24 protein-coding genes and 1 pseudogene are annotated in these 21,119 nt (G+C 66.6%); 11 read left to right on the plus strand and 14 right to left on the minus strand.

What is annotated here, in order from left to right; translation table 11 throughout:
• Position 1 precedes the first annotated feature (1 nt).
• Together LKE06_RS19445 and LKE06_RS19450 are read right to left on the minus strand one after the other, a co-directional pair.
• On the minus strand, positions 2-364 hold the full coding sequence (locus LKE06_RS19445; protein ID WP_228000730.1) for a trypco2 family protein: 363 nt from the start codon (positions 362-364) through the stop codon (positions 2-4).
• 312 nt (positions 365-676) lie between these two features.
• Entirely contained in the window at positions 677-1,687 is a 1,011-nt protein-coding gene (locus LKE06_RS19450) for a saccharopine dehydrogenase family protein (protein WP_228000731.1), read from the minus strand.
• Between the two features lie 87 nt (positions 1,688-1,774).
• Here LKE06_RS19450 and LKE06_RS19455 point away from each other — a divergent pair, with 87 nt between their 5' ends.
• On the plus strand, positions 1,775-2,344 hold the full coding sequence (locus LKE06_RS19455; RefSeq protein ID WP_228000732.1) for a TetR/AcrR family transcriptional regulator: 570 nt from the start codon (positions 1,775-1,777) through the stop codon (positions 2,342-2,344).
• Between the two features lie 65 nt (positions 2,345-2,409).
• The gene (locus LKE06_RS19460) at positions 2,410-2,844 is read left to right on the plus strand and encodes an SgcJ/EcaC family oxidoreductase (RefSeq protein ID WP_228000733.1); all 435 of its coding nucleotides are present in this window, start codon (positions 2,410-2,412) and stop codon (positions 2,842-2,844) included.
• 117 nt (positions 2,845-2,961) lie between these two features.
• Here the strand turns inward: LKE06_RS19460 and LKE06_RS19465 are convergent, their stop codons facing one another.
• Positions 2,962-4,158 carry a hypothetical protein gene (locus tag LKE06_RS19465; RefSeq protein WP_228000734.1) on the minus strand — a complete coding sequence of 399 codons (1,197 nt, stop codon included), beginning with the start codon at positions 4,156-4,158 and terminating at the stop codon, positions 2,962-2,964.
• A gap of 85 nt (positions 4,159-4,243) precedes the next feature.
• Between LKE06_RS19465 and LKE06_RS19470 the strand changes: the two genes are divergently transcribed.
• Together LKE06_RS19470 and LKE06_RS19475 are read left to right on the plus strand one after the other, a co-directional pair.
• The gene (locus LKE06_RS19470) at positions 4,244-4,939 is read left to right on the plus strand and encodes a TetR/AcrR family transcriptional regulator (RefSeq protein WP_228000735.1); all 696 of its coding nucleotides are present in this window, start codon (positions 4,244-4,246) and stop codon (positions 4,937-4,939) included.
• Positions 4,940-5,002: 63 nt separating this feature from the next.
• Positions 5,003-5,683, plus strand: coding sequence for a class I SAM-dependent methyltransferase (locus LKE06_RS19475; RefSeq protein WP_228000736.1), 681 nt, complete (start codon positions 5,003-5,005; stop codon positions 5,681-5,683).
• Here LKE06_RS19475 and LKE06_RS19480 read toward each other — a convergent pair.
• Together LKE06_RS19480 and LKE06_RS19485 are read right to left on the minus strand one after the other, a co-directional pair.
• Positions 5,667-6,665: a S66 peptidase family protein gene (locus LKE06_RS19480; RefSeq protein ID WP_228000737.1), complete on the minus strand. Its 999-nt coding sequence runs from the start codon at positions 6,663-6,665 to the stop codon at positions 5,667-5,669. The two genes, LKE06_RS19475 and LKE06_RS19480, sit on opposite strands and share 17 nt — an antisense overlap.
• Positions 6,666-6,744: 79 nt before the next feature.
• Entirely contained in the window at positions 6,745-7,347 is a 603-nt protein-coding gene (locus LKE06_RS19485; RefSeq protein ID WP_228000738.1) for an acyl-CoA-like ligand-binding transcription factor, read from the minus strand.
• 82 nt (positions 7,348-7,429) lie between these two features.
• On the opposite strand from LKE06_RS19485, the gene LKE06_RS19490 reads away from it, so the two are divergent.
• Positions 7,430-8,359: an oxidoreductase gene (locus LKE06_RS19490; RefSeq protein ID WP_228000739.1), complete on the plus strand. Its 930-nt coding sequence runs from the start codon at positions 7,430-7,432 to the stop codon at positions 8,357-8,359.
• Positions 8,360-8,408: 49 nt separating this feature from the next.
• Here LKE06_RS19490 and LKE06_RS19495 read toward each other — a convergent pair whose 3' ends face one another.
• The 4 genes from LKE06_RS19495 to LKE06_RS19510 are packed head-to-tail and all read right to left on the minus strand — an operon-like array spanning position 8,409 to position 11,249.
• Positions 8,409-8,855, minus strand: coding sequence for a PaaI family thioesterase (locus LKE06_RS19495; RefSeq protein WP_228000740.1), 447 nt, complete (start codon positions 8,853-8,855; stop codon positions 8,409-8,411).
• Complete coding sequence (locus tag LKE06_RS19500) at positions 8,852-9,031, minus strand: hypothetical protein (protein WP_228000741.1); 180 nt, start codon at positions 9,029-9,031, stop codon at positions 8,852-8,854. Before LKE06_RS19500 ends, LKE06_RS19495 begins: the two co-directional genes overlap by 4 nt.
• Before the next feature lie 53 nt (positions 9,032-9,084).
• Positions 9,085-10,431, minus strand: coding sequence for an FtsX-like permease family protein (locus tag LKE06_RS19505; RefSeq protein ID WP_228000742.1), 1,347 nt, complete (start codon positions 10,429-10,431; stop codon positions 9,085-9,087).
• Complete coding sequence (locus LKE06_RS19510) at positions 10,431-11,249, minus strand: ABC transporter ATP-binding protein (RefSeq protein WP_228000743.1); 819 nt, start codon at positions 11,247-11,249, stop codon at positions 10,431-10,433. Before LKE06_RS19510 ends, LKE06_RS19505 begins: the two co-directional genes overlap by 1 nt.
• Positions 11,250-11,382: 133 nt before the next feature.
• Here LKE06_RS19510 and LKE06_RS19515 point away from each other — a divergent pair, with 133 nt between their 5' ends.
• Positions 11,383-11,967, plus strand: a complete 585-nt coding sequence (locus LKE06_RS19515) for a TetR/AcrR family transcriptional regulator (RefSeq protein ID WP_228000744.1) — start codon at positions 11,383-11,385, stop codon at positions 11,965-11,967.
• Positions 11,968-12,001: 34 nt separating this feature from the next.
• Here LKE06_RS19515 and LKE06_RS19520 read toward each other — a convergent pair whose 3' ends face one another.
• Positions 12,002-12,298, minus strand: a complete 297-nt coding sequence (locus tag LKE06_RS19520; RefSeq protein ID WP_228000745.1) for a hypothetical protein — start codon at positions 12,296-12,298, stop codon at positions 12,002-12,004.
• A 25-nt stretch (positions 12,299-12,323) separates the two neighbouring features.
• On the opposite strand from LKE06_RS19520, the gene LKE06_RS19525 reads away from it, so the two are divergent.
• From LKE06_RS19525 to LKE06_RS19545, 5 genes and pseudogenes are all read left to right on the plus strand, one after another.
• A complete protein-coding gene (locus LKE06_RS19525; RefSeq protein WP_228000746.1) occupies positions 12,324-13,580 on the plus strand; it encodes a saccharopine dehydrogenase family protein in 1,257 nt (418 codons plus the stop codon).
• A gap of 154 nt (positions 13,581-13,734) precedes the next feature.
• Positions 13,735-13,836: pseudogene (locus LKE06_RS33270) on the plus strand (ATP dependent DNA ligase); the annotation flags it as partial.
• 264 nt (positions 13,837-14,100) lie between these two features.
• A complete protein-coding gene (locus LKE06_RS19535) occupies positions 14,101-14,379 on the plus strand; it encodes a hypothetical protein (RefSeq protein WP_228000748.1) in 279 nt (92 codons plus the stop codon).
• A gap of 246 nt (positions 14,380-14,625) precedes the next feature.
• Positions 14,626-15,024, plus strand: a complete 399-nt coding sequence (locus LKE06_RS19540; RefSeq protein ID WP_228000749.1) for a GFA family protein — start codon at positions 14,626-14,628, stop codon at positions 15,022-15,024.
• Between the two features lie 289 nt (positions 15,025-15,313).
• Positions 15,314-15,703: a hypothetical protein gene (locus tag LKE06_RS19545; RefSeq protein WP_228000750.1), complete on the plus strand. Its 390-nt coding sequence runs from the start codon at positions 15,314-15,316 to the stop codon at positions 15,701-15,703.
• Positions 15,704-15,997: 294 nt separating this feature from the next.
• Here LKE06_RS19545 and LKE06_RS19550 read toward each other — a convergent pair whose 3' ends face one another.
• The 4 genes from LKE06_RS19550 to LKE06_RS32945 all read right to left on the minus strand — a co-directional run bounded on the left by LKE06_RS19550 (position 15,998) and on the right by LKE06_RS32945 (position 20,723).
• The gene (locus LKE06_RS19550; RefSeq protein ID WP_228000751.1) at positions 15,998-16,192 is read right to left on the minus strand and encodes a hypothetical protein; all 195 of its coding nucleotides are present in this window, start codon (positions 16,190-16,192) and stop codon (positions 15,998-16,000) included.
• Positions 16,193-16,459: 267 nt separating this feature from the next.
• Positions 16,460-17,167: a DUF6461 domain-containing protein gene (locus LKE06_RS19555; protein WP_228000752.1), complete on the minus strand. Its 708-nt coding sequence runs from the start codon at positions 17,165-17,167 to the stop codon at positions 16,460-16,462.
• 399 nt (positions 17,168-17,566) lie between these two features.
• Entirely contained in the window at positions 17,567-19,240 is a 1,674-nt protein-coding gene (locus tag LKE06_RS19560) for a tyrosine-type recombinase/integrase (protein WP_228000753.1), read from the minus strand.
• Positions 19,241-19,517: 277 nt separating this feature from the next.
• Positions 19,518-20,723: a tyrosine-type recombinase/integrase gene (locus LKE06_RS32945; protein WP_228000754.1), complete on the minus strand. Its 1,206-nt coding sequence runs from the start codon at positions 20,721-20,723 to the stop codon at positions 19,518-19,520.
• Positions 20,724-21,119 lie beyond the last annotated feature (396 nt).

Genomic DNA, 21,119 nt, shown 5'->3' on the forward strand with positions numbered 1-21,119 from the left:
GCTACCGTGGATCGGTCGAATGCAGCGGCGAACTCTCCCGCACCGCGTCGATGTACACCTCGGTGGACTGCTGCCCCGTCTCGGTGAACACGACCGGCTCGAGTGTCATTTTCACGGTCTGGGTGGCCACCGACTGCCGCGATACCTCCCCTCCCGCCTCGACCAGCCACCACTTGATCCCACCGTGCGCCTTACCGCTGGATGTCACCGCGACCTGCAGCGTCAGCTCCACCGCCGTCGGCTTGAACCGCACTGTCTCCGACTGCGCGCCTTCCCAAGTGCGGGTCAGCTCCGCACGCAGCGCATCGACGGCAGCCGACAGCGACACCCGCCCCTCCAGCGAATCACCGGACTGTTCAGACACTGCTACCCCTCACGCCGAATCGAGCAAACCCCACGCTCGCTACCGAAATCATAAGGGATGCAACAACTTCTCTGCACCATGCAAGTGGACTCGCCGTCGACTGCCGCGTCGCCAATCGTGAGACTGCCGACGGCTGATGGTCCAAGGAAACATGTTCCAGATCTGTCACGCCGACTGATCATGGCGGCGGCAGCCGAGCAGCCCGCACCGAATTGAGGATGTTGAGGTACTTGCATGCCCTGGCGACGCAACCGGCCCTGCCTATCGCACGCACTCTGAGTGTGGACGCCACCGCAGCGGTGAGCGTCGTCCTCAATGCCCCGGCGGTGCGTCGACGAAGGTGGTCCCCACCTCGGCCAGTTGCTCGACCACATGAGCCGGATCGAGCAGCGCCTCCGGGGTGTAGATGCCGGGCGCGACCACATTGCCGCGCAGCCCGAGCAGTCGTTCGATACCCAGAGCGAGGCCGAGTGAGGTCAGCGGGCGTTGGCCGCCCGGGTGGACGACATACCGGTCGACCCGCAGCGGCGCACCCGCCGGACCCACCCCTTCGAGCGCGATCCGAACCTCGACAGAGGGCCCCTCGCCACGGCGCGAACCCGCGGATTCGCCGACCGCGAAGGCGAATTCGACGTTCGGCGCGCCCGTCGCGAACGCCAGACCGGGCACATCAAGCGTCGGGATGGACTGGCCGGTGACCGCCGTGCCGTCGAGGCTGCGCAGTTGCACCTGCGCCGCGGCCGCGCCGACCCAGGCGAATACGCCGTCGCGCCGCGCGTACCCGGCCGAGGTGACCTCGGACCAGCGTTCCAGATCCGCGAGCCCGGCCGGTCCGCCCGCGTCCTTCTCGTCGAGTATCGCGCCGATCCGGATGGTGTCGACCCGGTCGAACCCCCCGGCCCAGCGCAGCGTCGCGAGCATGACGACGCCCGCCGCCCAGTGACTGGCCATCAGCACCGGCGCGACCGGTCGCTGCACACCGGCGGTGATCTCCGGCGCGATGTCGATCATGCCGCTGGACAGGCTGACGTACGGCACACCGTGGTCCTGCGCGAAGCGCAGCCCGTTCAGCCTGCTGTCCCACAGTGTCGCGACCACCGCCGAATAATCCTGCCCGGCAGGCAGTCCGAGGTCACCGCGCGTCAGATCCACGGTCACGGCGGTGGCGCCGCCCAGAGCGCCGGCCACCCGCTGCGCGCGTTCCGGATTCCGGCCCGCGAGGGTCAGCGGCAACTGCGGATGCCACCTCCGCAGGTGCGCGGCGGTATCCGAGCCCGCCTGCCCCGAACCGCCCAGGAACAGAACCGATTTCCGCTGGTCCATATGCATGTCCTCCCGATCTCCAGATAACCTACATTTTGTAGCCTACATTTTGTAGCTAGACTCACGGGAGAACACAAGAGGAGGACGATGGCCACCACACCGACCCGCCTGTCCAAGCAGGCCCGGCGCGAGCAGTTGCTCGACGCGGCGCTGGCGATCGTGCGCGCCGACGGCGCCGACGGGCTGACGCTGCCCACCCTCGCCGAGGCGGCCGAGGTGAGCAGGCCCATCGTCTACGACCACTTCGGCACCCGCCCCGGTCTGCTGCTCGAGCTCTACCGGCGGCTCGAGGAGCGCCATCGGGCCGCCACCGCGCAGGCACTGGACCAGGCCCCGCCGCACGCCGCGGAGATCGCGAAGGTCATCAGCGCCGCGTACTTCGCCTGCGCCACCGACATGCCGGAGTTCACCGCCGTCTCCGCGGCCCTGAAGGGCGATCCGGAAATGGAGGCGATCCAGCGCGAAATGTACGACGGCTATACCGATTTGATGGCCGAAGCCCTGGCCCCACACTCCGGCCGGACCCGGACGGCACTACGCCTGCACTGCGTCGGCGCACTCGGCGCGGCCGAAGCCATTGCCACAGAACTGAACCGGGGCACCACCACCACCGACACCGCCGTCGCGGCATTGACCACCATCATTCTCGCCCGATGACCTCCCGCACCGTGCGGGACCGACTACTTGACCTCAATATTTGTTTAGGTTGAATGATCGTCTTCATGAGCACACCAGAGATCGACACACAGACCCGCGCGGCCGACATCGAGGCCCTGGAGCAGATCGCCGCCACCATCGAGCATTCTCAAATGAACGAGCTCGCAGAGGAATTCATCGGTCTGTTCCGGCACGATGCGATCTGGACGACAGGCGGCGGCCGGAACCTGCTCAGCCGCGACGCGATCGCGGCGTTCTCACGCAAGGTACTACCGGGCGCGATGCAGGGCGCGAAAACAACCCTGGAGGTTGTCCACGTGGTCTTCATCCGCCCCGACGTCGCGGCCGTCAAAGTGCGCCAGCGCCGATGGTCGACGATCGACGGGGAACTTCTCGAAGACGAACTCGAGAGCACGCCGCTGCTCATCGCGGTCAAGGAGGAGGGGCGGTGGCAGTTGGTCGCCGGGCAGAACACCGCGGTGATCGACGTCGGCGAGTAACCGGATTCGACGAACGCGGCCGCGCCGACCCACCAGGCCGGACCGCCTGGCCCGCAAGGAGTCCGGCGGTCCGGTGCCGGGTTGTCCGCGCACTCGGCGGCCGCGTCCGGACGAGGTTCAGTTGCCGGTGAGTGCGGCCGGAGCCAGTTGCTCGGTGAGCAGTCGCCGCAGCCGGCGCGTCCGGTCGGGGTGATCGAGCCATGCTCGCACGTGCCGCCAGCCGTGGTAGTAACCGAAAAGGTAGGGGTTCGCCTCGACGACCAGGGGGCGGGCCGCCGCGATCTCAGTATCGCCGAGCAGCGCCCAGCGCGCCAGGTAGTCCGCGATCTCGTCGAACGGGCGCCCGGCCGCGGCCAGGAAGGCGGCATTTCCCCACACTCCCCACAGGATGTTCTGCGCCTCGTGGATGGCGGCGAAATCGCTGCCGTCCGAACGGATTTCGTGGTCGGGGAAGATATTGTCGGTGAGCCAGCGCTGGGCCAGGTCGCCGGGGAACAGCAGCTCCTGCGCACACTGGCCCAGCCCCTCGCTCAGCGCGAATTGCGGCGAGAGCAGGAATTTGATCCGCGCTTCCCCCAGCCCCTGGTCCCGGACCAGATGGCGCTCCTTCAGCACCTGTTCGGCGATATGCCCGGGGTGCCCTTCGTGGGCCACCAGCGCGAGCAGATCGGCCAGATTGAAGGGGAGGTCGCGGTTGACGAGGATGGTGGATCGCACACCGCCGTGGTGCAACCCTGCGCCGCGGAAGGAGACGCCGGAGACCAGTTGGCAGTCGACGATCTCCTCCGGTAGTGGCACGAATTCCTGTGTCCGGGCTCGCGTTTCGGCGATCGCCGACGCGACGACAGTCGGTAGCCGGTCCGGCTGTCGCAGGTGGTGGGCATGCTTCCAGGAGCCGAGCCGCTCGGCCAGGGTGCCGGGCCCGTTCGGTAGCGCGGCGTCCAGTTGCGCGTGCGCGGCATCGAATTCCGATTCCGGCAGCCAGTCGATCTCCAGCCCCAGGCATCGGGTCGCGTAGTCCCGCAGCGGAATATCGTCGCCGCGCAACCGGCTTGCGACTGCCCGCATCGAACGAACCTGTGCCGCAAGGTAAGCCGCGCGATCGGCAGCGAAAGGGTATGCGCCCGAGAGCTGCTCCGCCGCGGCTACCAGCCGGTCCGCCGACGGTGGGCGCTCCGCTTCGACCTGCGCCCGCCACTCGTGCGGCCCCCGGTAGTCCAGCAGCGGAAACGCAGAAGCCTCGCCCGCCAGCCGGTTGATGCGCAACGCCAGTAAGGCATAGTCACGCACCCATTGCATTGCCGCTTCGGCCATAGCTGTCACTCCTCATCGACTCGATCTGTACGCCCTCGCCAAGCTAGCTGTACGGTTACCAGTACGCCGTACGGAAGGAGTGCGCATGTCCGGGCCTCGCCGCGGAGTCTGGTTCGAGGAACAGCCGCCGCCCCGCAAGCCACGACTGTCGCGGGAGCGGATCGTCACCGCAGCCGTCGGACTGCTGGATGCCGAAGGCGTGGAAGGCTTTTCGATGCGCCGGCTGGCCGCTCGGCTCGACGCCGGCGTGATGTCGCTGTATGAATACGCCCGCGGCCGCGAGGATGTGCTCGACCTCGCGCTGGATGCCGTGCTGGACGAAGTGCCCCTGGACGCGTCCGGTGCGGCCAATTGGCGCGCCGCGCTCACCGTCCGGCTTCGTCACTTCCGGCGGCTGATGCGGCGCCATCCCTGGATGCCGGTCCTGATCGGGACCCGCCCGCTACTCGGGCCCAATGCACTCGCCCGCTCCGAACGCACCTACACCGACCTGGTCGGAGCCGGCCTCACCGGCCCGGCGCTGGTCGCCGCGGTCAGCGCACTCACCGACTACACCCACGGATTCGCCACCACCGAGAACAGCTGGCATTCCTGGATCCGGGATCCCGCCGACGACTCCCGGCTCCGTGATCAGGCCCAGCGCCACATCGCCGAGCACGCCGACCGCTACCCGACGCTGCACCGGCATGCCCGCCTCGACGACGCCGACTTCGACGGCGGATTCGATCTCGGGCTCAAGATCATCCTCGACGGGATCCAGGCCCAGCTGCCGACCGGCTGATCCGGGCCGGCGGCACGTCCGCAGCGGGTCGGCGCCGGGCCCGGGATCGGTATCGTGGCGTTCATGGACGAACGGCCGATCACGTTGGCGCAGCGCAACTATCGGCGAGACGCCGAGGTTCTCGAGAGGATGAATCCGCGGGAGCGGTTCACCCATATCTTCCGGTCCAACCTGTGGAGTTCGGGCTCGGTCTCCGGGCCGGGTTCCGAACTCGCACAGACCCGGCAACTCTGCGCCGGGCTTCCGGAGCTGCTGAGTCGTTTCGGTGTGCGCACACTGCTCGATCTGCCCTGCGGTGACTTCGGCTGGCTCAGCGGCGTCGATCTCGGCGTCGAACGGTACATCGGCGCGGATATCGTCGCCGAGCTGGTGGAGCAGAACACGCAGCGGTACGCGAGCGCGGGCAAGCGGGAGTTCCGCGTGCTCGATCTCACCGCGGACCCGCTACCCGAAGCGGATGCCGTACTATGCCGGGATTGCCTGGTGCACTTGAGTTTCGAAGATATCGGGCAGGCATTGCGCAATCTGCGGCGCAGCGGCTCCCGCTATCTGCTGACCACGACATTCGTCGAACTGACCGCGAATACCGATATCCCCACGGGGAATTGGCGGCCGCTGAACCTCCGCCTGGCGCCGTTCGGATTCCCCGAGCCGCTCGCGATCCTGGTCGAAGGCTGCACCGAGGAGGACGGCGCCTACGCCGACAAGGCGCTGGCGCTGTGGAGTATCAGCGAGCTCCTGTGAGCGGACCTACGGCCGGTTCGAGTAGCGACAGACTTCGCCGCTGCGCATCGAGGGCGGCGCGGATGCCGACGGGCATCGGCAGATTCGCGCCGGCGTGGCCGAACTCGACGTTGCCCAGGACCGGAATATCGCGGTCGCCGAGGATGTCGAGGACGATCTCGGGGAGGGTAGGAGACGCGCCGGTTGCCTCTAGTCCGGCGATCTCGCACGGGACGCCCACGACCATGCCTGCGATCCGGTCGAGGATACCGCTGTGCCGCAGCACCTGCAGATAACTCCACACATGCATCGCGTGGCTGCCCATCTCTTCCCAGAACAGGATCGCGCCGTCGAACCATTCGAGCGGCAGTGCGTAACGCGTCGCCTGTGCCAGCGTCATGCGGTTGAGCAACCCGCCGATCAGACGGCCTTCGGCCCGGCCGGGACGCCAGCACTCCCACGACGGGGTGGCCGCCAGCACACCGATCGGTTCCGGACTGGTGAGCAACGTCGAGTAGAGCTTCTCGAGTTCTGTTCTGCGCGCCGCGGGGGCGGCCTGCCAGGCTTCGCCGAGTCCCGGTGTGGCGAGGTCGGCGTGGAATCCGACCAGGCCCGTGCGCGCGTAGAGCACCAGATGCAGTAGTGAGATATCGCTGTAGCCGAGGATCGGTTTGGGGTCGGCGAGGATCGCCTCGACGTCGATCAGATCGAGATACCCGAGCACCGTCGTGCCACCGTCGTGGGCGATGATTGCGCGCACCTCGGGATCGCGCAACAGCGAATTGAACTCTTCGGCGATTTCCGCGGGTGCGGCCGCGTGCCACCAATGACGTTGTCCCACCTGGAGCAGCGGCGCGACACGCACACGGAATCCCATCCGCTCGAGCACGACGATCGCCCGCTCGAGGCCGGGCGCGTAGTTGACCTCGAGTGGCCCGGACAGCGCTGCGATGACGACGAGATCTCCGGGCACCAGGGCACGAGGGCGAAGCTGCCGCGGCATTGCAATCACCGCCGCAGTATCCCGACACCCCGCAACAACACACAACCCAATTGCCGATCGACCGGCAGGGTTGCGGACCTCACGCGACGGCGTCCAGCGCCGGTGCGACGACCGCGAAGGCCCGCTCGGTCAATGTGGCGGGGTCCGCGCCCGGATCGGCGCTCCACCGCTGCAGCACGGTATCGAAGGCGCTGAGGGCGATGCCCGCGGCGAGCTGCGGGTACAGATCGGCCGGATCGAGGCCCAGCCGACGAGTCAGCTCCGCGGCCAGGTCGTCACGCCAGCGGGCCCGGCGCTCCAGGAAGCGGGCGAGCAGGGCGGGGGTTCCCAGAATCAACCCCACCACGCGCCGGGCGTGTTCGGCATGGCCCGCACAGGCGTCGACGGCGGACCAGACGGTGTGCCGCAACGCCACGGAGGGCGGCTCGTTCCCGGGGCGGCCCGACAGCTCCGCGCACATACCTGCGCCCATCTCGGCCAGGAACTGGACGACCACGTCCTCCTTGGAGGCGAAGTACCGGAAGAACGTCCGCTTGGACACGCCCGCCGCGCCCGCGATGTCGTCGATTGTGACCGCGTCGAATCCCTTCTCCGCCAACAGATCCAGCGCCGCTCGGGTCAGTTCGTCGGCGACGAGCTGACGCTTGCGCTCGGCCAGGCTCGGTTCGGGTCGGTCAGCCATGCGCCCATCCTACAACCGACGCCTCCGATGACACTTAGAAGCATTGTTGACACTAAGTGCCATGTGCACCACCATGTGTCACATGAGAGATCCCGACTGGACCCCAGCGCAGATGTCCGACCAGACCGGGCGAGTATTCGTCGTCACCGGCGCGAACAGTGGCCTGGGGCTGTCGACCACCCGGGCGCTCGCACGCAAGGGCGCGCGAGTGATCCTCGGCGTCCGCGACGAGGCCAAGGGCCACCGGGCAGTCTCGGCGATCACCGCCGAACAGCCGGACGCCCGCCTGGAGGTAAGCCACCTCGACCTGGCCGACCTGGACTCGGTCCGCGCCTTCGCCGATCGCTTGCGCTCCGGCGATGCGCGCCCGGATGTGCTCATCAACAACGCCGGAATCATGGCGCCGCCGCGCACGCTCAGCGCCCAAGGCCACGAACTGCAGTTCGCGACCAACCACCTCGGGCACTTCGCAATCACCGGCCTGCTGCTCGATCTCCTCGCGGCCGGGAACGAGCCCCGCGTGGTCACGGTGACGTCGATCGATCACCGGCAGGGGCGCCTGTTCCACGACGACCTCACCGGCGAGCACAAGTACTCCCCCAAGGGCTTCTACAACCAATCGAAGTTCGCCAACGCGGTCTTCGGATGGGAACTCCACCGGCGGCTGACCGCGGCGGACAGCCCCGTGCGCAGCCTGCTCGCCCACCCCGGCTACACCGCCACCAATCTGCAGACCAGCTCGCCCGAAGGCATGGTGAAACTGCTCTTCGGCCACCTGCTCGCCCCGCTCGCGCAGGCCCCCGGCCGGGGCTCACTACCCCAGTTGTACGCGGCCACCGCGCCCGGTGTGGAAGGCGGGCAGTTCTTCGGGCCGCGCGGTATCGCCGAACTACGTGGCGCGCCGAAGCCGGTGCGACTTGCACCGGCTGCCCTCGACGCCGGCACCGGCCGCCTGCTGTGGGAACTGTCGGAACGGCTCAGCGGCGTGCGGTTCCCGTTGCCGGCCGCCTGAGCACGCGCTCACAGGCCAAACCGGGTGCGCGGCAAGGCCGTTCACCCGGTTAGGCAGCAGGCATCGCCATCAGCGTCGCCTGCATGAGCGCGATCGGCCGGGAATCGTCGCCCTCGGATACCACCTCGGCAGCGCAGACCGTGAGGGTCCGGCCCGCGCGGACCACCGTGGCGGTGGCGTGAAAGCGCTGTCCCACAGCCGGTCTCAGGAGGTTGACCTTGAATTCGACGGTGAGGATGTCGCAGTCGGGCGGCTGCAACGACATCGCCGCGTAGCCGCACGCCGAGTCGGCCAGCGTCGTGATGGCCCCGACGTGGACGAACCCGTTCTGCTGGCACAGGTCCGCGCGGAAGGGCAGCTCCAGTACGACCCGGCCGGGTTCGAGGGCAGCGACCCGGATGCCCAAGGTCGTGAGCAAGGTCTGGCGACCGATGCTTTCCCGCAGCCGCGCATCCTGTTCGGCGCTCAACCCGCCGCCGCTGTCGACCGGGCTCATCCCGCGAACCCTCCACACCGTGAGCCGATATCGGCTTTCGGGGTCCGGTGCGGCAATTGCTGAGCGCGCATGGTGTTTTCGTCCATCGCGCCATTCTCACCGCCCGCCTGCCGGAATCCCGCGGCACGCTTCGCTGCGGCGGCTCCGGCCGCGAGAACCTTCATTTCACTGCTCAACTTCTCTGCTTTCCAGGTTGTGCCGCGCGTATCCGATACGCGCTGAGCGGGACTCACGCGTTCGGTCCGGCTGATTCGGTGAGGGCGAGGGTGCTCTGTCGCCGGCCCAGTCGCCGGGTGACGAGCATCGTCGTCATTACGGCTGGGACGACCGCGATCAGGTAGGGCACCGGGGCAACGGATTGCCAGGGGTTGCCGGTTTTGACGATCGCGAACGGCAGTACCGCGACGATCGCTCCCACACAGCCGCCGATCAGGCCGACGATCAGCGCGAGGGTGACCTCGCGGGTCAGCATGCTGCGGATCTGAGTACCGGTGGCGCCGATCAGGTTCATCGTGGCGAATTCGGCCCGCCGCCGCCCGATGGAGATGATCATGTTGTTGACCAGCGCAACGGCCAGAAATGCCGCGATGAACCCGACGACGACATAGTTGATCGAAGCGATCATGGCGCCGGTTCCCGACGTGGCGCGGTGGGTGGTGTTCTCGATCGACTGCATGCTCAGGGTCCCGGCGGCGATGCCGACGAACAGGGTCACGAACATGGCGATGGGGCGGATGCGTTCGGGGTCGGTACGCACATTGATCCGGGCGAGGTGATCGCCCGCGGTCCGCGAGCGCGGGATGAGCCGGCGTGTCCAGATCTCGGCCAGATGCAGCGATTCCGTTGCCAGCAAAGCGAATCCGGTGGCGATGAGGACGCATCCGGGTCCGGTCGCGGCGGTCGCCAGCACACTGTCGGGTCCGGCGGCGAACGCGGTGACCGAGGAACCTACCCCGACGCTCAATACGGTGAGCGCCAGCAGCGGCCGGGCCCGTCCGCGGCGTGCTCGCGCCCGCCCGCCCGGAGCCGGATCGACGGGGCTGCCGCCGGCAACCCGGCGCGAACCGAGGTACCCGCCGGTGAGGCAGGCGGCGACGACCAGTGCTGTGGCGATCAGCGGCGCCGCCAAGCCCGGAGCATAGGACGTCGCCGGATCGACCAGTCCGGCTCGCCGCATCAGCACTATCAGCAACCCACCGACGGGATATCCGATGGCCAGGGCGGGAAGCGCGGCCGATACTCCGATGGTGGCCGATTCCAGCGCGACCATGCGCTGGACCTGCGCCGGTGTGGCGCCGATCAGGCGCAGGCCACGGACCTCCTCCAGGCGTGTGTCCATGCCGACGGCAACGGTGGTGACGACGGCGAAGATGACGATGCACAACACCCAGCCCCCCAGGATCGCCGCGAACTGGGTCAGCAGACCGCGATCGGCCGCCACGGTGCCGGTCGCGATCCCGGTCGCGAAGACAGCGGCCATGCTCGTCGCCAGCACGGCGCCCGCGAACGCGATGAGCGCGGTAGCGAATACGGCGGCACCACGACGGATAACCGACCGGACGGCGAGGAGGAACATCACCGCACCTCACCGGAACGACGACCGGATTCGGCGTACTCGACCAGCGTGGCCATCCGGGCGGCGACCTCCTGAGCCGACGGCCGGGTGAGGCGGTCGGCGAGCAGGCCATCGGCCAGGAAAAGAACCTGATCGGAGTAGGCGGCGGCCGAGGGATCGTGGGTGACCATGACGATCGTCTGCCCGGCATCGGCGAGTCCACGCAACAGGCCCAGCACCTCCCGGGCGCTGCGGAGATCCAGCGCGCCGGTCGGCTCGTCGGCGAACACGATCCGTGGTGCGGTGACCAGCGCCCGCGCGATCGCCACCCGCTGCTTCTGCCCGCCGGAGAGCTGGTCCGGGCGGTGCGCGGCCCGCGCGCCGAGCCCGACACGCTCGAGCAACCGCATCGTCGACTCCCGATCGGCGCGGCGGCCGTCGAGGCGCAGCGGCAGTTCGACGTTCTCGGCGGCGGTCAGCGCGGCGAGCAGGTGGAATTCCTGAAACACGAATCCCAGCTCCCGGCGCCGCAATTCGGTCAGCTCGGTCTGATTCAGGTCGGCGAGCCGGTGCTCGCCGAGTTCGACCTGGCCCTCGGTCACGGGAAGCAACCCGGCCGCGCAGTGCAGCAGCGTGGTCTTTCCCGAACCCGACGGTCCCATGATCGAGGTGAACGAGCCGCGGGCAATGTCGAGGTCGATCCCGCGCAGGGCGTGCACCGGGCCCGCGTCACCGGGATAGGTGCACGACACCGACCGGATGCGCATGGCCTGCTCGGCGTGCCCGGAAGGCGGGCGGGATACGGGCGGGTCGAAGGATGTGTGCCTGGGTCGAGACATCACCGGCCACCTTTCGCGGCCGAGCGCAGAGGGATGAGCGGGGCCGCCGATGTAAACGATCGTATTAAACGAATGACATAAACGATCGTATGAAACGTACGTACGTTTAGCAATCGGGTATGATGTGCGCAACATGAACACCGGGAAACGAACAACCAAGGACAGGCTGCTCGAGGCGGCGCGGCAGTGCCTGCTCCGCCGCGGGTACGCGCGCACCTCGGTCCGCGACCTGGTCGCGGCCAGCGGCGTCAACCAGGCCTCGATCAACTACCACTTCGGCTCCAAGGAAGCGCTGCTCAACCTCGCGCTGTTCCAGCTCAACGGCGACTGGGGCGACATGATGTTCGGCGCGATCGCCGATGCGTCGATCGCGTCACCGGTCGAGCGGTGGCGGCGGGTCATCGACTCGGTCCGCGCCAACCCCGATCTGTGGTCGGTGAACTTCGAATCCGTCGCACTCGCCGCCGGCAACGAGGAGATCCGTAGCGCACTCGCCGACCGCGGCCACAAGGCCCGGATCGGACTGGCCCGCGCCTTCGCCGGCCTGGAGGAAGGCCGTGACAGCGACGCGGCGATCCACGCGGCCGGCTCGCACTATTACTCGCTACTGATCGGCGTCGCCTTGCAATGGCTCACCGATCCCGCCACCGCACCCTCCGCCGAGGAAATCGTCGACCCCGAGCCGCAGCGCCGGGCCGCCGTCTCAGAGCGCGAGTGATACTTTCCGCACCACCGCTACCGCCCCGAACCGGTTACTGCACCGTCTGCCTCACCCCACGCAGCAGCGGTGTCGTGACGATGAATCCGCAGCCCGGTCTCGGGGGACCCTCGTCTCGGTCGTTCTCGGCACGATCGCGGCGGCGACCACCGTCGTGCCCTACAGCATCGTCAAGACCGGGTGGTCCATGGCGGATGTTTCCCGCGATCGTCGCCGGCGGTTTGTCGATCGCGCTCATCGCTACCGCCTCGACGACCTTGCGCGCCACCCGTGATCGGCCGCCCGCCGCCCTCACGACGCCGTGACCCGAGCCACCCCGACCGGTGGCCACTCTCCACATCGAAAGCAGGTTCACTATGACCGAGAATCGCGAGCTGGACCTCGTACTGTTCGGCGCGACCGGTTTCGTCGGGCAGACAACAGCGCAGTATCTGACACAGGCCGCGCCCGAAGGCGCGCGTATCGCGCTGGCGGGGCGGTCGCCGAGAAAATTGAGTGCGCTGCGCGACCGGCTGGGACCAGCCGCAGTGCAGTGGGAACTCATCACAGCCGACGCAGATGACACCAGCGCGCTCGGTGCGCTCGCCGCCCGGACCACCGCCGTGCTCACCACTGTCGGCCCGTATCAGCGGTACGGGTTACCGTTGCTGGCCGCGTGTGCCGAGCAGGGCACCCACTACGCCGATCTCACCGGCGAGTCGATATTCACCCGCACCGCGATCGACCGCTACCACGAGCTGGCGGTCGCCACCGGTGCGAAGATCGTGACCTCGTGCGGATTCGATTCGATCCCCTCCGATCTGAGCGTTTACCTGCTGCATCGGGCCGCCGCCGCGGACAACGCCGGCGAGCTGGGGACGACGACCTTGATAGCGACCATGAAGGGCGGTGTCAGCGGTGGAACGGTGGATTCCGCGCGCGCGATGTGGGAGACGATCGCCGTGGACTCCGCCGCGCGCACGGCAATCACGGATCCGTACTCGCTGAGTCCCGACCGAGCGCGCGAACCCCGCGTCGGCCCGTCCGACCACGCCTTCGCACGCGCGAAGACCATCGCCCCGGATCTGGAAGGCTGGGTCACCACATTCGTTATGGCGCCGCACAATACGAAGATCGTCCGACGCAGCAACGGGCTGCTCGGGTGGGCTTACGGGCCGGACTTCCGCTACCGGGAGGTCCTGGACGCGGGCGCCTCGCCCACCGCCCCGCTGATCGCGGGCGCCACCGCGGCAGCCGTGGTAGCCGGTATGGGCGCGGTGGCGATGCTGTCCAGATCGAGCTCCGGACGCCGGTTGCTCGATCGCGTGCTGCCCGCACCGGGCACCGGACCGGACGAAAAGGCGCGCGCCACAGGATGGTTCCGTACCGCCACCTACACCCGGACTTCCGCGGGCACACAGTATCTCGCCACGTTCGCCGGGGACGGCGATCCCGGGTATCAAGCGACCGCGGTCATGCTCGCCGAAAGCGGCCTGTGCCTGGCTTTCGACAGGCACAGGATCCCCGATCGCGCCGGAGTTCTCACACCGGCCACCGCCATGGGCGACACGCTCGCCACACGGCTGCGCACGGCCGGGATGACAATCGAGACAGCGGCCATAACCAGCGGCTGAACCGCGGCGACGATACACCAGCGCTACGAGCACAGGCCTGTCGTGCGGGGGCGCTGACCTGCCCCAGTTCGACCAGACGGGCCGCCCTGGATGACCTCCAGGCCACGCTGCAACGCAAAACACCCACCGTCCAGGCCGATGCCCCGGACGCGATCTTCGTCCGGCCCGAGCAGGTGAGGTGTCCTTCACCGAGTGGACCAGCGACGGACGACTCCGGCACCCATCGTGGCGAGGGCTCAGACCGGACAAGTCGCCGCAGGGAAATTTCTCGGGAACCATATGGCCGAAATGCCTGTCAGGATGCTCTGTAATGTCGCGACCCGCGCAGCCGGAGCGGGCCGCGCGGGTCTTCGGAAGATCAACGGGCAGAGGTCATCTCACGTCGGCAACACACCATATTGCCGAGTTGAGTGCATTCTGACCTACTCGATGTGGACTGATGCCGGATCTGGTGTATCGCCGGGTTGTATCGCAGCTGGCGAGGGCTGCGGCATACTCTCCGCCCCAATACGCTTCGGCCATGCCCAAGATCAGATTCAACAACCCGCACACGGACAAGCTGTTCATGATTTGTCTCGAGCCATGGGCTGAGGAGTACTGGCTGCGCCCGGGAGATGCGTTCACCGTCGAGTTCGATGAAAGCGATCGCGCAGAACAGATGATCGGTGACGCCGACTTCGACGTGTCCTGGTACGACTTCGGAATCTTGGTGTGGACAGCATCGGGCAAAGACGTCACTGTGCTCGATCGGTCGGGGACCCGCCTCGACCACGGCCACCAGCAGCCCAACGCTGACTGAACTCCCGCAACCCGCCTGGCCGGGCTGCACGCTCATGCCGCAGGGCGGGCCTTCCGGAACGCGGTATCCGCCAATCAGCAGCGCGACAACCTGTTCCACTTCTGCCCGGCTATCGGAGTCCACGACTGGCAACTTCGCGGTCCCTCCACGGTGGCGAACGACAGCGTGACAGAGTGGCGGTGCCTGCCCGGAGCCGTTGACGGCGAGGAGCTTTCGGAGCCGTGGACCGAAACGCGTGGGTCTCGGATGAACGACGCATGGTGCTTAACGACAAGGAGCGATGTGAACGGCGGATGTCTTTGCGGCTATATTCGGTTTTCCGCGCCCGGCGACCCGGACTTCCCGCATCTGTGCTCTTGTGGGCACTGCCAGCGGCTTTCGGGTGCGCCGGTGATGTCGTGGGTGTCTTTTCCGGAAGAAAGTTTCGAGTGGATCGGTCCGGGTGGAGAGCCGACCTGGTTCGAGACGTTCCCGCAGATCTGCCGGGGTTTCTGTCCGAAGTGCGGTTCTTCGGTTGCGTCCAAGGGGGATGAAGCCGGCTTGGTGGGCGTCACGATCACAGCCCTGGATGATCACGGCAACATGGTGCCGGTCAAGCAGAGCTTTGCTCACAATGCAGTTTCGTGGCTGCCCCCGCTTGGATGACCTGGCGCTCCGTGCGGGACGGACACGCTTGTGCCCGTCCCGCGCGGCTGTCCCCTAGGCGCGTACTCGCCGCCCAACCAGGTCAGCTTCGATCTCGGCCAGCCGCGGCAACATCTTCGGATTGATGTTGAGCATCGGGCATCGGATGCAGGCTTCTCTGAACTAACTGACCATGCCCATCCCGGCGTCTCCCGAACGCACGCTCATGCCGATGAGCGGACGCCGGTCAAGGATCGGTTTGCGTAGCATTCTCGGCGATGATGGGAGTGGGATGTCGGAGGTTGTGAACTTGACGGCGGTTGATTCCGCGGGCGTGCTCTGGCCGGTCGTGCTTCGTCTGGGTGAGCCGTCGGTGGCGCGGGTGGAGTTGGTGGGTCACGGCGCGTTCGGGTCGGTTGATGATGACTACCTGAGCTGCCTGCTCGCTGTCCGCGAGTATCTGGAGGGGCGGGGCCAGCTGTTGTGCTGTCAGGGCGCTCGGCCGGACGTGTGGCCGTCGGGCATGTTGCGGCAGTTCGACAATGGTCGGCGGGCATACGTTCTCGACCATGATCGGCGAGGTGCGGAGCTCGAGGTGGTGGACATGTTCGCTCCGGCACCGGCCGAGATGGTCGTGAGCGTGTTGGAGCAGGGCAAGGCCGTGTTCGCGTTGAACGGCTTGCCTTGGCGAGGAGAGTAGCTGCTCCCTCGCCGCCGGAGGGTTGGCGAGAGCAGCAGAAACGTCCTGTCTTGCCGCTGGTCGCGCTGACCGGACCGGCCAGCGATTGGCGGTCAAAGACCTACTGGCCGTGGCCATCCGGGGCCGGCGGACAGATGCACAGTCCGAAGATCAACGGCCCGAGGCTATCTCGGGCCGTTGGCGTCCGCGTGGAACGTCCGAGAATGCCGAATAGCGCGTTACCCAGAGAAAGTGCAGCAGGTCGAAATCCCGCCCGATGCGGGCGGCGTGGCGATCCAAGACGAGTGACAATGTCTACCCGGTGAAGCGGGCCGCCCCCGGGAGAGTGACGCTCCCGAACCCCTCTATGACCACGGCGGACTGCCCTGTCCGGGCATCCTCGGCGAATTCCTGCCAAGTGGTCGGCACAGCAGAGTCGATGACAGGTTCCTCCAAGTTGACGTCGTACGCGTCTTCGTCCGCTGTCGGGTCCACCTGTTCATCAGCCAATTCGACCACTCCTTTTCGCTCATCAGTCGTTGACGGAACCGATGATAGAACACGTTTTCGATCCGTTTCAGGGTTGACAGTGGACCTCGGGCACCGGTGACGAGTCGGCCTCAGGCTCCGCACTGCCCGTGGCCTGTGCCGGGACCGTTCGAGAAAGACATCCGATAATGCCGCATAGCGCGCTCACCCGACGGTCGTTGAGGTGGATGTCGAGCGGACCGAGATGCGTTCTACGACTTCACCGGTCGTACCAGCAAGCGCACCGGGTCAAGCGGTGGTGTGGTCGGGAGGTGACCATCGGTAGGCGATAGGTCCGATGAGCAGGGGCTGGTCCAGCATGTCTGCCGTGAACGACACTCCAGTGACCTTCGCCGCCAGGGCGAAGGCTCTCGGCACGCCGGTGCTGACGCTGATGTGCCAGGCGTCGGAGTCGCGCTCGTCTTCATCGACGTCATAAATAGGGTCATCGTCGGTCATGTCCAGCTCCATGCCCAGCTCGCGCATGTAGTCGTTGAGCCGGTCGGGGGCGCAACCCCAACGGTCATGCGGGTACCACAGTCGGTGGCCGGTCACGATCGTCCCGTCGATCGCGTACTCGAGGCTGTGCTCGGCGTAGCCGTGGATGGTGATCGCCAGGACCTCACAGTCTCGCGATAGTTCCGCCAGCGCCGTGCGGTCAGTCATCCACCACCCGACCGGTTCGATGGCCATGCTCCATGCACCGGCCCGAAACACGCCCACGTGACCGCCTCCGTGCCCGCCGCCAGTCTTGCCGAGGAACTCGACCATCCTGTCGTTGAGCTCTTCGAAGTCCGACTCCTGGCCGGAGTCGTCGCCTTTGCTGAAGCGGCGCACCACCTCCGACGGGTCAAGGTTTCGGAAGAAGCCGACGCTGAAGACCTCACCCAGCGGGTCCGCTTGGCTCTCGGATGCGTTGAGCCACTGAAATGGGGCCAGGGGATCAGTTGTCGCCATATGGGTCATGGTGGCAGACCCCACCGACAACCATTCGATCGTCTGGAACGCCTGATCGACCCACTGTCCTCAGCGCGGACTTCCCGTGGCTCCGTTGACATCCGACAGGCTCACCGGGCCGGTCCGCGAGGGTCAGCAGATCACCGGACTTGCTACCACTGGCGACCATTCTTGCCGCGCGGGCGAGGTGGCCCTCGGCACCGAGCACGCCGGATCGACATCCGGGACCGCCCGAAAGCACTGAAATGCCGCGGAGCGCGCGATCCTGAGAGCCGCAGCGCTGGCCGACGAACGCACTGATCTGCCGAATATCGCGCGGTTCGAAACGGCCACAGTCTTTCGAGGCCGATCGAGGTGTGCCGAACCACGCCGAGGTTTTACTCGGCAATGGTCGGGATCTCACGGGGTAGAAGCTCGTCCGGAGATGGGCCCGAACATAGGGATGCCGAGCTCGGTTCCTGTCGCCGTTCGCCTGAGCGTGGCGTCTATCTGGGCGAGCTTGCCCTTGACGCCGGCGTAGCTGACTTGGAGACCCTCAACTTCGCCAAGCCAGCCTTCGCGTTTGGCTTCGATGATGCGGGCTTCGAGATTGTCGTGGATCTCTTCGAGCCTGGCCCGTTGGGCCGGGTCCGGTCTCAGGAGCGAACAACGAACACATGCGTGTTCATGAATGCACGGCGTGGAAAACGCTCGCGCACAGGTCCCGACCGACACCTTCCGCTTCTCGAAATGTGACAGGAACGCATCCCACTCTTCGTCGGTCGGCGTGCGGTACTCTTCGCCCGGCCGGACCGACCGGCGCCGCGCGATGAAAGCTCGGTGCGCCTCAATCGTTTCCGCAGGGTAGACGGCCTTGTAGCCCATGGTCGTATCTATGCTCTTGTGCCCGCAAATGACCTGCGCGATATGCGGTGGCAGGCCGTTCATGATGGCGTCGGTGACGAAGATCCTGCGGAAGTCGTGAGGGCTGACGGTCAGCGGGTCGCCGTTCGGGTCGGTGAGCCGGGTTGCGGCGAGGGCGTTGATGAGCAGCTTGCGGATCGCGGTCGGGGTGTAAGCCCGGCGTTCGTTGCCGATTCCGCGCTGGAACAGCACTGGCATGGGAGGGTTCCAGATTCTCTCCCTGACGTCGTAGGAAACGATCAGCGGGATGGATCCGTCCGAGTTGCGTAAGCGCTGCACGATGGTACTGAGTATGTCGGCCAGCTCGGGGCTGACCAGGAGCAGGCGCTCGGTGTCGGTCTTGGATGGTGCAATCTGCAGCAGCGGGACGAGTTCGCCTGTGCCGGGCAGCCGATATTCGGTGATGCTGTGGTGAGACAGTTCGAGTAGTTCCTCGCAGCGGATGCCGGTCAGGCGCAGGACCTCGATGGTGGCGAACGCCCAGAACGCTTCCTCTTCTTCGTAGGACAGGTTGCGCCGCTTGCCAGTCGTGACCTCCTCGGCCCAGACGAATCGCCCGATCGCGTTGGGAACAAAAGCTTTTCGCAGTTTCCCGTGCGTCCCGTCGATGATCGCCCCGGGTTCTGCCGTTTGTGCTGCGGCCAGTAGCCCGGCCGCTGCGAGACGTCGGTCGTTGACGGTGGCCACGAGGACAGGCAGGACCGGCAGCCGTTCGCGGGTCCGCTGGTCCATTCGAGCCTTGCGGTGCTTGCGCTCCTTGGCCTTCTGAATTTCGGCGTTGGTGATCGGGCAGGGCGCGACCCATGGTCCCCAGCGGGCCGGGTCCTCGACGGCCCAGTGCGCGATGTCGAGGTAGAGGGCCCGCACTCGCATCAGTTCGTCTTTCAGGTTCAGCCGCGGCACCGGCACTTTGATCCGCTCGCCAGTGCTGCTGATCGTGGTGCGTTCGACAGTGGCGAGGCTGCCTTTCCAGTCGCGCATCACCTCCGTCGGGATCTGCAGGGTGTCGATGCCGGGAGACATTGCCTCGATGCGGGCCCAGAACAGGCCAGCCAGCGTCCTCGAGACCGCGTCGATGCTGGCGAAGTCCAGAGACGGCTGTCGTTCACGCAGGTAGCCGATGAGCAGATCGCGGATCGGTCGGCACTGGATGCGATAGCGGTCGACCAACTGAAATCGCGGGCCTCGGCTCGGGTCGCGCGGTCCCAGCCGACATCGACCGCCTGTAGAAACCGCCACCACCGCAGCAGGTCCATCCCATACGAACGCAACGTTGTCGCCGACCGCCCCGCCGCGAGCAACTCTCGCAAGAACACTGCCACCGGCTCGACGACAACCCCGTTGCCCGCGTGATCGAATCCGAGGAGAACAGCCCTCCGGCCCCGGCGCTGGATATGTCAGTGGGCGACGGCGACGGGAGGTCGCGGGAATGACGGCGATCGATTCTTCAGACACCGAATACCGCCTTGAAATCGGCCGGGTCGTAGCCGACCGGAATCGAGGCTTCCGGTTTCGGCCGTGCGAAGTGCGATTGCATGGTGTCGAACATGTCCTCGACTCGAACCACCGTGTAGATGCCCAACGTTGCCAAGCTCGCGTGGCGCGGGATCCGTTGGACCTCAGTGTCTTTCATGTTCGGGTCGTTGACCATCCGGATTGCGGCGGTGTGCCGCAGATCGTGCCAGGTCCAGTTCGTGCCCAGCCGGTCGTTAGCCCGCTGCAAGATGCGCCTCAGCGCCGAATAGGTCAGAGGCCGTGACTCTCCGCGCAACGTCCGAAACACCGGTTGACCAGGCTCCGGCAGGCCAGCTTGTTCCAAGTACGCGGCCAAATAGGAGAAAGCCTTCGGGTCGGCCGGGATGTCTTCCCGGGCCCGGCTGCCCTTCGAGATCACCCAGACCCGAAGACCACCCCAGTCGACGTCGTCCATCCCGACACCGAGCAGCTCGCTTGCCCGCGCGGCGCTCGAGACATAGAACATCAGCAACGCTCGGTCCCGGTCGTTTCGCATCGCATCGAACAACTCGTCCCAAAGAGCATCTGGGATCGATCTCGGCTGAGCCTTCGGCACCCGCTGACGCAGACGTGCCCGGCGCACAATAGGTTTCGGCGCCAGCGGGTTCAGATGGGCGAGGGCCTGACGACGTTCGGAAGACTCCGGAACCGGATTGATCACGGGCCCGCGGCCGAAGTGAGCGTGGTAGGCATACAGACCCCAGATCACCGACAGGCAGTGGTTGATCGTCCGCGGCGCGTACCCCTTTTTCAACATCTGCTTCCCAGTTCGGGGGTTGACCGTCCCCGCCGTCGCCGCGCCTGGCCGGCGGCGGTGGCGTTGTGGGTTCGAGGCGCTGCGCAGCCAGCCGACCATCAGCGACACTTCCGCCTCGGTCGCACGGTTCCACTCGATCTCGAGCAGCCACAACATCCTGAACCAGCGCAACAAGTCGTAGCCGTAGCTCTTGCAGGTCAGAGGGCTGACATCGCTCAGCGCGAGGTCTTGTAGGTATTGGACCACCGGCTGCACTGGCGCCCCGTGCTGGTCCAGCAACACGTAGGGAGGGGATTGTCCCGGGCCGGCAACCACCGAGCCGATCTGAGGGAGTCTGACCAAACCATTCATCAGGGAACTGCGAAGTTCGTTCTCTGCCACACCAACTCCTTCGTTAAGGACAAGGACTTGGTGCAGTCAACAGGTCAAAGATCATCAGCTGCCGAGAGCAGAGGTCGGCAAATCACCGAACGTTCGCGTCGTGGACGTCGACGCACACTTCCGCATCTACGACGTTGCATATCCCGCTCGACACCGCCGACGCACCGGCAATCGAGCCATCACTAAGGTCGACGCCGTTGACACTTATAAGGACGTACGCGCAGTAAGCACAGGGTGTCGGCTTCCGTGGGAACCGGGTGTCCTGGCCGCGCCGCGCAAAGACCGGATTTGGCGACACACCGTGTACGCCGGGATTTTCGATACACGCAAGGTGCGCGAGGTTCTCCAGGAGCGCTGCGCACACCCGAATCCGAGCATGATCTCGATGGCCGGGTC

It is taken from the genome of Nocardia australiensis (genome assembly GCF_020733705.1).
GTDB classification, from domain to species: Bacteria; Actinomycetota; Actinomycetes; order Mycobacteriales; family Mycobacteriaceae; genus Nocardia; species Nocardia australiensis.